Source organism: Pseudomonas marginalis (assembly GCF_008692035.1).
Taxonomy (GTDB): Bacteria; Pseudomonadota; Gammaproteobacteria; order Pseudomonadales; family Pseudomonadaceae; genus Aquipseudomonas; species Aquipseudomonas marginalis.
Map to the genome: position 1 here is coordinate 1,479,785 of NZ_VTFG01000001.1, position 13,307 is coordinate 1,493,091.

Consider the following 13,307-nt stretch of genomic DNA (forward strand, 5'->3'; position numbering starts at 1 on the left):
AATACCTTGTTTCACCAGGTACTTCGCTCCTTTCCCTACGCAGAATCAGCTATGCCAAAATCAGACCTTCCCTGCCTTTTCTAAAAAATCTATGAAAACCATTTGGCCCTCGACCATGGAAAACGATGTGCTATCAGGCCGACTCAGCCCCACCATTCTGCTTCAGCGCTTCTTATACTAGCTATAAACCCTGGAATCATTTCTAGCCATGTGATATCACAACGACACCAATCAGAAGGAGCTGTGCATGAACCCGTTTGCCTCGATGCATACCGACCGGGTCTGGCTGATCAAGACAGATGGCCGTAGGCTTGGGCCGTACAACACACGTATCGGACCGAGTGCCTCCATTTTCGAGCCAAGCCTCGATGTTGATGTCGGTGACCACCTCGAAAGGACTCTTCCTAATGGAAAAATCGAGCTTCACTACATCACTGAATGCAACTATTCCCAAGGGCTGGTATCAATCGGCCCTCACTGGTCGCTCAAACTGAGAAAAGGCCCCGAGAAAGAGAGTCCACCCTCCAAACACACCACCATCAATATTAGTAACTCGACCGGCATCCAGGTGGGCGACCACAATACCCAACACATCCAGGAGGGCATTGCTGACTTACTCAAGAAAATTGAAGAGAGCGGCGCCTCTAGCGAGGAAGTTGAACAAGCAAAGGGGAGGATCGCACAGATGCTTGAGCACCCGCTTGTTTCCTCGATCATTGGGTCGGGAGTGGGAGCGCTTATCGGCCTGGCCGGGGCTTAGATTTAGATATCTCGACGCGGGCCGATTCCACACCCCGATTGTGTAGGGGTATGGGGGCGGTTTTAACGGACAAGTCCGTGGTTGCTGGCCCACCCGCTCGTTCGCATATGATTGCATAAATGCATAATTGGCATTGGACGGCATAGATTGGCGTACGGTTTGCCCCATTTATGCCCCATGCATGCGACTGTGACCTCGGCCCCCCGCCGGCCTATGACGTTTGGGCGTAGCACTCATAACGCCCCAGCCGGACAGACTAATCAGCTGAAATTTCCCGCTTTGCAGCAATTTTCAAGCAGGTGCTAGCACACAGCGCGGCCTGAGCGCGATAGATCGCAATCAGGAGTTCGTTAATATGACGCTAACCGTGCTAATGACCTCGGAGTGACAACGAACAGGTAACTTTCGGCCAAACGTGTTTTCACAGTTCGAGCCAGAAGCGGTCGTTAGAATAGGTAAAAATCCATCCCCTCTCAGACCCGCCTAAGAGCTAGTAGCGCAAAGTCAGTACAGAGATGTATTATCCCAGTCATGCGCACATCGGCGCATGCTGCCCACCTTGGCTCACCTGGTTCGCCGGGACGATGAAATTTTTAAGGTTTGCGTAGATTCCATAGTTGGCGGAATTCGGCAGTGGGCACTGGATAGATCCGCTTCAACTTTTGGAGCACTGCATGGACCAACCTCATATCACTGCGACCGCTGTCGAGAAACTCAAACTAGCAGCGAAGTCTCATCGCAACACTTCTGGTTTCCCTTTAGCTGCGGCGCTCGACCACGTTGCTGCACAGGCTGGCTATTCGAACTGGAAACGCGTCACTGAACTCGCCGCTAAGCCCCCTCTTATAGATACCAACCTATTACCAATCAAACACCGTCACCTGTGCACTTGGGTGGTGCCTAAGGGCAGCATGCAGCTCAAGCAAGTGCATACAGTTTCTGAGCTGTGCGAGGCGTTAGGTGCTGCGACCCCAATTTTCATTCGTCATGCCTGCGAAATCGCAACCCCGGATAACCCTTGCTTTTGCCAGCTAGACCCGTTTGCCACAGCAATGCTGGCTGGTGTTGCATTAGACATCGGAGATAAGTACGACTTCTGGAATTACTTGTTCGATGCTAGCAAGCCAGCGCGTGAATACCCTGCTTGGCAAAAGCGCGTGGTCGTTGGTCTGGGGACCTCGGACCATTACCCCAACGAGCATCTGACAACGCGTGACAATGATGATCGGAGCGATACGCTGAACCCTAATAACTCTGCGCACAAAGCTGCAACAAACAACCGGTCCTCTCAGATGAACCCCAACAATACGAGGTATCAGGGCCATGAAGGTGACTGAGCTGACCTCAGAATCGCCTCAGGTAAGCCTGGTGATGGGCAATATGACAGCTTATGACAGACTGCTATCGGCCGAGGCTGTGTAAAAACGCAGGCGCCGTTTTGAATGCCTCGCTTCTAGGTTAAATCTGCAGACGTTCGGTTGGTCAGCAGACCTGGATTTTGCGTAGGAACGTGATTTTCGCGCCGATTTTGATTGCTGTATCTGCACGAAGTGTTTTTACACAGCCTCGGCCAGAAGCAGTCATTGAGCGTCAATGAAGCCAGAGTAGCTGCTACTCTGCTTACAAATAGATTGTTTTTTGGTCCGTATGTTGGAATAGCAGACAAGGAGAAAGCTGATGTTTGATTACTTAGGAAACTTTCCAATTTCGGCCGATCTACTACCGCAACGCCTTCGCTCTCTTTTGGAGCCAATCGGAATCGATCCGTTGGAACGAGTAGCGGTAAGTAGTTTTACGGAAACCGAATGCTCAGAATGGAACAGAGAGACTGTTCACATGGTGATGGCTGTCGTTCCTGACGACGGCAATGCGACACCAGTCCTTCATTGTGACAGTGTTGTGGCGCACGGATTACCAATTGTCCGAGAGAAAGGTAGCGAGCGAGATTTCGCGCCGAGTGTGAGCGGTCATGATTACGTTGTTGCCTCTTGGGGTAGCAGCTTATTTTTCACCTATAACTTGGCCGAGAAAGTATGGATGTCACTAGGTTTAACGCCACGCTGCATTGGCAATGAGCACCAGCGCTTAGTTTACGACGACTTGAGCCTTCCTGAGTTCGGAGTCGCGGAAGGAGAAGTGTCTTTTCAGTACAATTTCAGTCCCTCCCGAGATGTTAAATGGTTAATTTCCAACGAGTATCTTCGCAAATATCTGTGGCTTAGGGGCGGGCGTGGCGTTCGTCAGTTCTTCTACCAAGTGACACTCAAAGACAGCCTTCCATTGCGTAAATTGATGAATGGCTCTAAGTTTTTTTCTCTTGGTACGCCGGGAAGTTGGCTTGAAGGTGACCTTCGGGAAACAGAGGGCGGTTTGCTGCTTCAAGTGTGGGCCACGGTAGTGGCCGTATCCTGTGAGCTTTGCCCTCAGCAGACTGCAGATGGACTGACTTGGCCAGGTGTTGTTGGCAAAGTTAATCACGCAAGCGCTAACGACATTGTCAGGAGCGATATGACGGTCTATCTCGACGATAGATTTCTCGAACGGTATGAACAGAACAGTTTGTATGATAGTACGCCTGTTGATATGCATGGTGATTGGAGCTGCAGCCCTTCTTACATGGGCAGTGGTCTTTTTCAGGATGCCGGCGAGTAGGAAGAAATCTAATTGAGGTGGAAATAAGGGACTTGTACAAGGGGGTCCCAGTTCGAGAAACTTTACATGCTCATATCCACGCTGTGGATTTAGGGATCGTGAAGCGCGACCTGAGTGAAGAACACATTGTTTCCAAAGTGGATAGATTCCTCTCACAAATGTTATCCCTGGGAGAGAACCTTTCCCAGCTCGGGACGGCGCTAGGCCAAGAAAAAACCGCTGTCGAACTGCTAGGGTTCTCGCGGCACGCAGTTGAAGCTGAAGGTTGGCTAAATTATCCTCAAGTTACAAAACTTGCCCAAGTAGCTTCCTTGGATATGACCCAGCAAGGCTTTCTCGCTCGATGCAAATCCGTACATGAAATCTGGCAGAAACTTCCCGATGGTTTCCTCAAACAGATTCTAGAAGCGATGGGTGTTCCGCGAAAGTCGATCGCCAGTCTAGGTACCTTAAAGCTTCTACAGGGATTACTGAACATCCTAGCGAGGTTTGATGAAAACTGTGAAGCGCCGGATGCGCTCAAAAGCAAAGATGAGCCAGACGGCTGGAATGCCAAGAATGATGATATTGCAATGCTGTTCGTTAACTACGATCTTCGTATCGCTGACGCCCACGATTCAGTGAGTAAGATTGTCGAAAGATTGCAGGACCAAGGCTTCGATACTGCTACATTGCATCAGGGACATGGCAGGGCGCTGGATTTTGTTTTGGATGGCGTGATCAGCTCCTTTGCAGCAATTAATAGGCCGTTGAGCAGAATTCTGGCCCGCGCGTGACTGGCTCTGTTTCATGTAGCGGCTGAGCATGACAGGGAGTGTGGCCGGCAGGCGCAACCAATCATTTCTCCAGCTGGAGCGGGCTGGGCAGACCTGAGTAGCGATGCACAACTAACCCACCATCGCAATGCATCTGGTTTTTATTTTTCAGGATCAAATAATTCGATGTCTTTTTGAACGTATTTATTCGCGATAGAACCTTTTAGGTTCTTGTCGGCGAATTCTTTTTGCTTTGCTTTTTGTTCCTCACTCATGGCGCTCAGTCTTTTTGTCGAGAAATTACTGTTTTGATCAACTGCTTTCACCACGCTTGCGGGAAGCTTTCTCGAATGGTGAGGGATTTTAGTATTTGGTTTGACTATGAACGCCTGCCACTGCTGTGCTTCTGCTGAGCTGTCTATTACTAAGTCGCGCATATGACCGCAGATGATAAAAGGGCCGAGTTTGGCTTGTACGGCTTGGCGAGTGAATTTATCGCCATAATAACCATTTACACCAATCCCCATCTCGTATCTGAGGTGAGTCACGGTCAAGGACTTAGATTCTTTAATTTCCACCTCGTTAAAATCTCTGTCTAAGAACAGATAGATATGGAAGGGGTCAATAGAGTCTGTCTCGTTTAGTAGGAAGCGCCGCCAGACGCGCTCTGGTTTGATTAGGTGAACGATCTGGTCAGGCGAATCTTGATTAGCCTGGATTAAGTATTTCGCGACCCGCCAACAAACTGAAAGCAAAAGTCGAAATGATTGTTCATCTATTTCCAAGGGCGCGTCAGGTTTTTTTAAGTAAGACTGAAATTTTTTCGCAAACGTAGTTTCATATTTCTCGAATAGGTCTTCGCACTGTTTCCCTAGAAATGGTAGCTTCAAAGTATCTTGCACTATTTTGTTGGGGTCTTCAGTATTTCTAAGCCGATATCCGCTTTCTTTAGCGAGGGCTTTTGATACAAGGCGTGGAATGATGTGGCTGATTTCGCCTGTTTCTTCTTCGCCACAAAGTTGACAAACTTTTAACGATGGCTGCGGTTTATTCTGTTCTATCTTCATGACCATGTAGCTTCCTGGTATTCCGAATAAATACTGAAAAAATCACATAATTTAGCTATTTATTTTGCGGAATTTACTCTTCATCGAGTTCATCGCGAGCGACTGTAATGATCGTTGCGCATTCACCGTCTAAACGTACCGATACGCTGCCTGGGTTGCTGACGCTGACGATGGTTCCATATGGCTCTTCCCAAGGGCGAGATTGTAAAACTTTTTCTTTTGGGACACTGACCCGCGCCCCGATTCGGATTTTGCTAGGATTCATAGGCCTCTCTATTTTATGGCGATTCGCCAGTACCTGGCAGATAGTTCTGGCGCTGGTGTAGTCTAAAATGGACAGATCATACCCCGTCCTATACCCGATAAAGCCAACCTACTTGCAAGGAATCGACCAAAGTTGGTCAAGCCGAGTAGTAAAGCTCTGGCTCATCATCTCACGTCGCATACCCCATTGAGGACCTCTAGGGACACAAGCAGAACGCAGTGTCCCCCTGCCCCACCGCTCATTGATCTGATCCAGTACCGTCATAACCCGAGTTGCTTCAGCTGGTTGCGATGTAACGAATAGATCATCGGTGTACTCGCCGGGTTGGCACAAATTGAGCAACATCACTTCTGCCTTGCTGTACTTGAAGCCAGGCCTAAATATTCGATCAAGCGCACGCACTGCTGCCTGCGTTAGCAGCCGGACATCATCAGTGGGATAAGGCATATCCACCACCACCCCATTGGCATACTTCGCCTCCTCCGGGTTGAACATGCCAGTGCGGATGCACACGCGTACCTTCTTGCACAGCGAGTTCTGAGCACGGAGTTTCTCAGAGGCACGCATCATGTAGGTGGCCACCGCCTCTTTGATGGGCGGCAGCTCCGTCAGCCGCTTACCGAACATGCGACTGCAGCAGATCTCCTGCTTTGGCGGATCCGGCTCATCCAGCTCTAGGCAAGGCGTGCCTCCTAACTCCCTAGCCGTCTTCTCGATCACAATGATGAACTTCTTACGAAGCGTCCACGGATCGGCCTTAGCCAAGTCCATAGCCGACTTGATACCCATGGCATCGAGATGGAGTTTCATTTTGCGACCGACACCCCAAACCTCCGCTACATCCGTATTACGCAGCACCCAATCACGCTTAACCGGGTCGGTGATGTTGACCACTCCACCGGTTTGGGACAGCAGGCGCTTAGCGGTGTGGTTTGCCAGCTTCGCCAGTGTCTTTGTGTGAGCAATGCCTACGCCGACAGGGATACCGGTGCAACGGAGCACCTGGGCGCGAATCTGCCGACCTAAGTCATCCAGCCCACCGATGCCAGTCAGATCAGCGAACGCCTCGTCGATGCTGTACACCTCAACTGTCGGCACCAACGCCTCGATCAGGCTCATCACGCGCTCGCTCATGTCGCCGTACAGCGCATAGTTTGAGGAGAAAGGGACAATACCGTGCTGCTTGAGCTTGTGTTTGATCTGGAAATACGGCTCGCCCATATTGATGAAGGGCTTCGCGTCCTAGCTACGGGCGATGACACAGCCATCGTTGTTGCTCAGCACCACGATGGGCACCTTCGCCAGGTCGGGCCGAAATACTCTCTCGCAGCTGGCATAGTAACTGTTGCAATCGATCAGTGCGAAGGTGGGCTGCTGCTTGGACATGGCTGCGCACTGTGCTGGTGATCACGCCCCAGATCGACAGTTCGTCGCCTTCGAGAACGTAGCGTGCCGGGAACTTGGGATTTTCGGAAAGCAGGACAACTTCCCGACCGCGCTTACACAAGCGCTTGCAGACGGTCTCATTGTTCAGCAGTGCCACCACCACATGCCCGTGGGTCACCCGCTGCGGTTTCGTTGATGGCGGTGCCGCCAAAACCGCCGGCGCCGAAGATCGAGCAGAAGGTTGATATCAACGCGCCCCTTCATCTGACGGTACAGGGCGATGTAAAGGATCCTGCGCAGCTTGCCCGTGGCCTACAGCCGTACCTTGATCAGCATCAGCGAGAAATCACTCAGCAACTGGAGAGCCGCAAGCTCTACGACGATGCGCACCTTTGACCTGGGGGACTTATGGGCTACATGGAGCAGCTGCAAGCAAGTGTGAAGTCCTTGGCGGCGGCAGGTGAGACTGGTCGCCGTACCTACTGATCAATAAATACGGAAAAAGGATGACGAAAGGCATGTTGCGCTTGCGCTGGGACAAGGCGCGAGAGAAAGCGCAGCAGAACGCATTGGAACAGGGCGACCCTATGCTAGCCGCTAAAATTGGTGGGTTTCAGTTTCGAGACATCCGGCCCAAGGCAGCATCGGAAATCATCGACATTGGCGATGCGAGTCTGCTGTTGGGCCACAGTAAGCAGGAGATCACCAAACGGGTGTACAGGAGGATTGGAGCGACCGCCAAACCCTCCAAATAGGCAAAGTTTGGGAACGCCTACCCGAAAGTTTCGGAACGCCTGTGAAAAACCGTTGCTCCCTACCCGAAGGCCAGAAACACGAAAGCCCCACATTTGTGGGGCTTTCACGTTAATCTTGGCGGGAAACCAGGGATTCGAACCCTGGGAACGCTATTAACGTTCGCCGGTTTTCAAGACCGGTGCATTCAACCACTCTGCCAATTTCCCTTGTGCATCACAGGATTAGGATAGCCCATCTTGTCTCAGCGGGCGCCATAATACCCGAATGAAACACACTGTCAAACTCTCGCCATCGCTTGTTACAGAGCGTCTGTTATGATCTTTGCGACTGAACGTTTCAAAACCGAAGGAGTGTCGCCATGCGCGAACAGAATTACGCAGTGAATGGTAACGCGCAGGCTGAGCAGCTTGAAGTCAGCCGCGTGTTGCGCAACACCTATGGACTGCTCGCCCTTACCCTCGCATTCAGCGGTTTAATGGCGTTCGTGGCCCAGCAGATGCACGTCGGCTACCCGAATATCTTTGTCGTACTGATCGGTTTCTATGGCCTGTTCTTCCTGACCAACAAGCTGCGTGACTCGGCCTGGGGCCTGGTGTCGGCGTTTGCCTTGACCGGTTTCATGGGCTTTATCCTCGGCCCGATCCTCAACCGTTACCTCGGCATGGCCGGTGGTGCGGAAGTGGTCAGCTCGGCGTTTGCCATGACCGCCCTGGTGTTTGGTGGTCTGTCGGCCTACGTGCTGGTCACCCGCAAGGACATGAGCTTCCTGGGTGGTTTCATCACCGCGGGCTTCTTCGTGTTGCTGGCAGCGGTGGTGGCGGGCATGTTCTTCCAGATCAGCGGCCTGCAACTGGCGATCAGCGCGGGTTTTGTGCTGTTCTCCTCCGTGTGCATCCTGTTCCAGACCAGCGCCATCATCCACGGCGGTGAGCGCAACTACATCATGGCGACCGTCAGCCTGTATGTGTCGATCTACAACCTGTTTATCAGCCTGTTGCAGATCTTCGGCATCATGAGCCGCGACGACTGATTTACTTGTTGCATAAAAAATGCCCCGTATCGAAAGATGCGGGGCATTTTTGTTTTCACTGCATTAGTACTGGTTGGGTTCCATTTCCAGCTCGACCTTGAAACGCTGGGCGATGTCGCGCTGGATACGCTGGGCCAGGTTGGCAATATCGTGCCCTGTGGCGCCGCCATAGTTGACCAGCACCAGCGCCTGCAGGACATGCACGCCGGCATCGCCGTCACGAAAACCCTTCCAGCCGGCCTTGTCGATCAGCCAGCCAGCGGCCAGCTTCATCTGCCCATCCGCCTGCGGGTAAGCTACCAGGTCCGGATACTGCGCCTGTAACTCTTCAGCCAGGGCCTTGGACACCAGCGGGTTCTTGAAGAAGCTGCCGGCATTGCCAAGCACTGCCGGGTCGGGCAATTTTTCGCTACGGATACTGCAAATCGCGCGACTGACATCGCTCGGTGTCGCCTCGGTGATCCCCTGCCCTGCCAGGCGCTGCTGCACTGGGCCGTAGTCGAGCTTGAGGCGGCTGGCGCGACTCAGGGCGAAGCGTACCCGCAGGATCAGCCAGCGCCCGGTTTCGTGCTTGAACAGGCTGTCGCGGTAGGCAAAGTTGCATTCTTCCAGGCTGAAGTCACGCAACTCGCCCGTCTGGCGATCGAGGGCGGTCAAGCCGGCAAAGACGTCCTTGATCTCCACGCCGTAGGCACCGATGTTCTGCATGGGGGCAGCACCGACGGTGCCGGGGATCAGGCTGAGGTTTTCCAGGCCGCAGAAGCCCTGCTCCAGGGTCCACAGTACAAACGGGTGCCAGGCTTCGCCGGCTTCGGCTTCGACCACCACCTGCATGCCATCATCCTGAAGCACCCGAATGCCCTGGGTGGCCATACGCAACACCAGGGCAGGAATGTCCTGGGTCAGCAGCAAGTTGCTGCCACCGCCAATCACCAGCAAGGGCAACGCCCGGGTCGACGCATAGGCCAGTGCCTCGCGCACATCGGCGTCACTGAGGGCCTCGGCGAAGAGTTGGGCACGCACATCAATGCCAAAGCTATTGAATGGCTTGAGCGACACCTGCGTCCGCACTTGCAAGGTCATAACCGTCCCTTCAATTCGATCACCAGTAAATCGCACGCCCGCTCGATCAGGTCCAGGACCCGTTCGAAGCCTTGTTCACCTTCGTAGTAGGGATCCGGCACCTCGTCCACTTCAGCCTCATAGCGGCGCAGGAACAGGTCCAGCTCCGCCTTGCCCTGGCCGGGCTGCATGGCCTTGAGGTTGCGCAGGTTGCTGTGGTCCATGGCCAGGATCAGGTCGTAGCGCGCAAAGTCGGCGCGGGAGACCTGCCGGGCCCGCTGGGCCGACAAATCGTAGCCGCGCACCAGCGCCGCACGTTGGCTGCGCGGGTCCGGCGGGTTGCCGACATGCCATTCGCCGGTGCCGGCGGACGCAACATCGACCTGCCCCGCCAGCCCGGCTTCGCGCAATTTATGGCGCAGTACGCCCTCGGCGGTGGGCGAGCGGCAGATATTGCCCAGGCAGACAAACAGAACCTCCATCAGGCCCCCAGCAGGCGACGGACGCGCTCAAGGTCTTCCGGGGTATCGACACCCGCAGGCGGTGCTTCCAAGGCGTCCCCCACGTGGATACGTACACCGTGCCAGAGGGCTCGGAGCTGCTCCAGGGATTCGGTGTTTTCCAACCAGCACGGCCCCCAACTGACGAAGTCATGCAGGAAACCGGCACGGTAGGCGTAGATGCCGATATGGCGACGGTACGGCACGCCTTGCGGCAACAGGTCAGGGTTCCTGGCGAAGGCATCACGCGCCCAGGGCAAGGTCGAACGGCTGAAAGTCAGCGCCAGGCCGTTGACATCACTGACCACCTTGACCACGTTCGGGTTGAACAGGGTGTCGATGTCTTCAATCGGCTCGGCCAGGGTCGCCATACGCGCTTCACCATGGGCGGCCAGGTTGGCGGCCACCTGGTCGATCACGCCCGGCGGGATCAACGGCTCGTCACCTTGCACATTGACGACGATGGCGTCGGGCGCCAGGCCCAACTGCGTGGCCACTTCGGCCAGGCGATCGGTGCCGGAGTTGTGATCTTCACGGGTCAGCACCGCTTCGGCGCCGAACCCTTTGCAGGCTTCGATGATGCGCGGGTCATCAGTGGCCACCACGACACGCTCAGCGCTGCTTTTGCAGGCCTGCTCCCACACCAGCTGGATCATCGGCTTGCTGCCGATCAGTTGCAGTGGCTTGCCCGGCAGGCGTGTCGAGGCGTAGCGGGAAGGAATGACAACGGTAAAGGCTGTGGTCATTTATCCAGGCGCTCGTCGGTGGTCAGGGTGCGGGCTTCGCTTTCCAGCATCACCGGGATGCCATCACGGATCGGGTACGCCAGGCCGGCGCCCTTGCTGATCAGCTCGGTTTTATCGGCGCTGAGCTTGAGCGGGCCTTTGCAGATCGGGCAAGCGAGGATGTCGAGCAGTTTGGTGTCCATGAGTGTTTCCTGGATAGCAGCGTTTAAGGCAAAAGACGGGCGGGCAGCAGACGCATCAGCTGCGTGTCGAACCAGGCGACGAACGCCGGCGACGGCACCGCATCCACCGCAAGGTACCACCAGTCGGGCTGGGCAAAGGCGCGGCACTTCACCGCGTCCTTCTCGGTCATGACCAGTGGCAATGACGGGGTAAAACTCAAGACCTCGGCACTGTAGGGCGCATGGTCGGCGAAAGCATGGGGAATCGGCTGCCAGTGTAGCGTTTCGAGGGTGTTGAAGAAACGTTGCGGGTTGCCGATACCGGCGACCGCATGTACCTGCTGCCCCTCAGGAAAGTAAGCCAGCGACTGGCGCTCGCCGCTGTGCAGGTTGACCAGTGCGGTGGGTTGCAGGCGAAACCCAAAGCCATCGTCGCGATCCGAGCCGGCACCGTTGTAGAGCAGTGCATCCACACTGTGCAAACGCTCAACCGGTTCGCGCAATGGCCCCGCCGGCAGGCAACGGCGATTGCCCAGGCCCCGGGCGGCGTCGATCAGCACCAGTTCCAGGTCACGGGCCAGGCGGTAGTGTTGCAGCCCGTCGTCGGAGAGGATCAGGTCGAGGGTCTCGCTGGCAAGCAGGGCCTGCACCGCACGACTGCGATCGGGATCGATCATCAGCGGCACGCCGCAGCGCTGCACGATCAGCAAAGGCTCGTCGCCCGCCACAGTGGCGCTGTGGCTCGCCTCGACGCGCCATGGCAACTGCGGCGGCTTGGCGCCATACCCGCGACTGACCACACCCACCCGCAGGCCACTGCGCCGACAGTGTTCGATCAACCACAGGATCAACGGCGTCTTGCCGGTGCCGCCCACGGTGATATTACCGACCACCACCACCGGCACCGGAGATTGATAGATCTCGCCCTCTCCCGCCAGGAACCGCGCGCGCTTGCGCTGCACGACCCGGCGATACAAAGACTCCAGTGGCCGCAACAACGCCAGCGCCGGATGGCCCTCGTACCAGGCCTTGAGCAAACGATCGGACATGGCCATCAGGGTTGGCTCGCCGCCTCGACAGTGCTCATGCGCAGATGGCTGAAACCGAGCTTGCCGGCGGCGTCCATCGCCGTGATCACGGCCTGGTGCTGGGTCTTGCCATCGGCACTGATGGACAACGGCATCTTGGTATCGCCGCCGGACTCTTTCTCCAGGGCCGCCATGAGGCTGGCGAGGTCGTTTTTCTCCAGCACCTGGTTATTCACCGAAAACGCCCCGTCGGCGCTGATGGCGATGTCCAGTTGCTTGACTTCCTGGTCTTCGGCCGGCGAACCACTCACGGCTTCCGGCAGGTCGACGCGCAGTTCGGTCTGCCGGGTGAAGGTGGTGGTGACGACAAAAAACAGCAGCAGGATAAACACCACGTCGATCAACGACGCGAGGTTGATGTCGACATTTTCCCGTTGCTTGCGGCGAAATTTCACGCTTTGCCCCCAACCAGGTCCACATCACGGTCGCCCTGCACCACTTCCACCAGCTTGATGGCTTCCTGCTCCATACCGACCACCAGTTCATCGATGCGCCGCTGCAGGAAACGGTGGAAGAACACCGAAGGAATACCGACCATCAGGCCCGCCGCCGTGGTAATCAGGGCCTTGGAGATACCGCCGGCCAGCACGGCCGCGTTGGTGGTCATGCCCGAGCCCATGAACGAGCTGAAAATATCGATCATGCCCAGTACCGTCCCCAGCAAGCCGAGCAACGGCGCCATGGCTGCGATGGTGCCGAGGGCGTTGATATAGCGCTCAAGTTCATGGATAACCCGGGCGGCGGCCTCTTCGATGCACTCCTTCATGATCTCGCGACCATGCTTGGAATTGGCCAGGCCGGCGGCGAGGATCTCACCCAGGGGCGAGTTGGCGCGCAGTTCCTTGAGTTTGTCCTTGTCCAGTTGCTTGTTCTTGATCCAGCTCCAGACCTGCCCCAGCAGATGCTCGGGGGTGACGCGACTGGCGCGCAGGGTCCACAAACGTTCGGCAACGATGCCGAGTGCGGCGATGGAGCTCAGGATGATGGGCAACATCATCCAGCCGCCAGATTTAACCAATTCCCACACAGTGAATGTCCCCTCGAAAAAGTGCGCCACTTTACCATATAGGTTCGGCGGC

15 protein-coding genes, 1 tRNA gene and 3 pseudogenes are annotated in these 13,307 nt (G+C 55.4%); 7 read left to right on the forward strand and 12 right to left on the reverse strand.

The window, feature by feature from the left end:
- The first annotated feature begins 247 nt into the window (after positions 1 to 247).
- The 4 genes from FX984_RS06540 (at position 248) to FX984_RS32680 (ending at position 4,188) form a co-directional block, all read left to right on the forward strand.
- On the forward strand, positions 248 to 760 hold the full coding sequence (locus FX984_RS06540) for an RIP homotypic interaction motif-containing protein (RefSeq protein ID WP_146477163.1): 513 nt from the start codon (positions 248 to 250) through the stop codon (positions 758 to 760).
- Positions 761 to 1,434: 674 nt separating this feature from the next.
- Positions 1,435 to 2,097 (forward strand): hypothetical protein, encoded by a 663-nt coding sequence (locus FX984_RS06545; RefSeq protein WP_146477161.1) that lies wholly within the window; start codon positions 1,435 to 1,437, stop codon positions 2,095 to 2,097.
- A 340-nt stretch (positions 2,098 to 2,437) separates the two neighbouring features.
- Entirely contained in the window at positions 2,438 to 3,412 is a 975-nt protein-coding gene (locus tag FX984_RS32675; RefSeq protein WP_223841604.1) for a hypothetical protein, read from the forward strand.
- A gap of 98 nt (positions 3,413 to 3,510) precedes the next feature.
- Positions 3,511 to 4,188 carry a hypothetical protein gene (locus FX984_RS32680; RefSeq protein ID WP_223841605.1) on the forward strand — a complete coding sequence of 226 codons (678 nt, stop codon included), beginning with the start codon at positions 3,511 to 3,513 and terminating at the stop codon, positions 4,186 to 4,188.
- Between the two features lie 140 nt (positions 4,189 to 4,328).
- Here FX984_RS32680 and FX984_RS06555 read toward each other — a convergent pair whose 3' ends face one another.
- The 4 genes and pseudogenes from FX984_RS06555 to FX984_RS06570 all read right to left on the reverse strand — a co-directional run.
- Entirely contained in the window at positions 4,329 to 5,234 is a 906-nt protein-coding gene (locus FX984_RS06555) for a hypothetical protein (protein WP_146477159.1), read from the reverse strand.
- A 73-nt stretch (positions 5,235 to 5,307) separates the two neighbouring features.
- Entirely contained in the window at positions 5,308 to 5,499 is a 192-nt protein-coding gene (locus FX984_RS06560) for a hypothetical protein (protein WP_146477157.1), read from the reverse strand.
- Positions 5,500 to 5,607: 108 nt separating this feature from the next.
- Positions 5,608 to 6,885, reverse strand: a pseudogene (umuC, locus tag FX984_RS06565) (translesion error-prone DNA polymerase V subunit UmuC).
- Positions 6,881 to 7,057, reverse strand: a pseudogene (locus tag FX984_RS06570) (LexA family protein); the annotation flags it as partial. The pseudogenes umuC and FX984_RS06570, both read right to left, overlap by 5 nt.
- Positions 7,058 to 7,080: 23 nt before the next feature.
- On the opposite strand from FX984_RS06570, the gene FX984_RS06575 reads away from it, so the two are divergent.
- A complete protein-coding gene (locus FX984_RS06575) occupies positions 7,081 to 7,281 on the forward strand; it encodes a hypothetical protein (protein ID WP_146477155.1) in 201 nt (66 codons plus the stop codon).
- A gap of 74 nt (positions 7,282 to 7,355) precedes the next feature.
- Positions 7,356 to 7,640 (forward strand): annotated as a pseudogene (locus FX984_RS06580) (site-specific integrase); the annotation flags it as partial.
- 116 nt (positions 7,641 to 7,756) lie between these two features.
- On the opposite strand, the gene FX984_RS06585 reads toward FX984_RS06580, so the two are convergent.
- Positions 7,757 to 7,847: transfer RNA gene (locus FX984_RS06585), tRNA-Ser, on the reverse strand.
- Between the two features lie 152 nt (positions 7,848 to 7,999).
- Here FX984_RS06585 and FX984_RS06590 point away from each other — a divergent pair.
- On the forward strand, positions 8,000 to 8,671 hold the full coding sequence (locus FX984_RS06590; protein ID WP_027607314.1) for a Bax inhibitor-1/YccA family protein: 672 nt from the start codon (positions 8,000 to 8,002) through the stop codon (positions 8,669 to 8,671).
- Positions 8,672 to 8,734: 63 nt separating this feature from the next.
- On the opposite strand, the gene murB is transcribed toward FX984_RS06590, so the two are convergent.
- From murB to FX984_RS06625, 7 genes are read right to left on the reverse strand one after another with little or no spacing between them, the layout of a single operon-like run.
- Entirely contained in the window at positions 8,735 to 9,754 is a 1,020-nt protein-coding gene (gene murB / locus FX984_RS06595; protein ID WP_146477153.1) for a UDP-N-acetylmuramate dehydrogenase, read from the reverse strand.
- Positions 9,751 to 10,215 carry a low molecular weight protein-tyrosine-phosphatase gene (locus FX984_RS06600; RefSeq protein WP_027607316.1) on the reverse strand — a complete coding sequence of 155 codons (465 nt, stop codon included), beginning with the start codon at positions 10,213 to 10,215 and terminating at the stop codon, positions 9,751 to 9,753. Before FX984_RS06600 ends, murB begins: the two co-directional genes overlap by 4 nt.
- The gene (kdsB, locus tag FX984_RS06605; protein ID WP_027607317.1) at positions 10,215 to 10,979 is read right to left on the reverse strand and encodes a 3-deoxy-manno-octulosonate cytidylyltransferase; all 765 of its coding nucleotides are present in this window, start codon (positions 10,977 to 10,979) and stop codon (positions 10,215 to 10,217) included. The genes FX984_RS06600 and kdsB overlap by 1 nt, the downstream gene beginning before the upstream one ends.
- Positions 10,976 to 11,161, reverse strand: a complete 186-nt coding sequence (locus FX984_RS06610) for a Trm112 family protein (RefSeq protein WP_003174668.1) — start codon at positions 11,159 to 11,161, stop codon at positions 10,976 to 10,978. The genes kdsB and FX984_RS06610 overlap by 4 nt, the downstream gene beginning before the upstream one ends.
- A gap of 23 nt (positions 11,162 to 11,184) precedes the next feature.
- Positions 11,185 to 12,195 carry a tetraacyldisaccharide 4'-kinase gene (gene lpxK / locus FX984_RS06615; protein ID WP_074847165.1) on the reverse strand — a complete coding sequence of 337 codons (1,011 nt, stop codon included), beginning with the start codon at positions 12,193 to 12,195 and terminating at the stop codon, positions 11,185 to 11,187.
- Positions 12,195 to 12,623 carry an ExbD/TolR family protein gene (locus FX984_RS06620; RefSeq protein WP_027607319.1) on the reverse strand — a complete coding sequence of 143 codons (429 nt, stop codon included), beginning with the start codon at positions 12,621 to 12,623 and terminating at the stop codon, positions 12,195 to 12,197. Before FX984_RS06620 ends, lpxK begins: the two co-directional genes overlap by 1 nt.
- Entirely contained in the window at positions 12,620 to 13,255 is a 636-nt protein-coding gene (locus FX984_RS06625) for a MotA/TolQ/ExbB proton channel family protein (RefSeq protein WP_027607320.1), read from the reverse strand. The genes FX984_RS06620 and FX984_RS06625 overlap by 4 nt, the downstream gene beginning before the upstream one ends.
- Between the last annotated feature and the right edge of the window lie 52 nt (positions 13,256 to 13,307).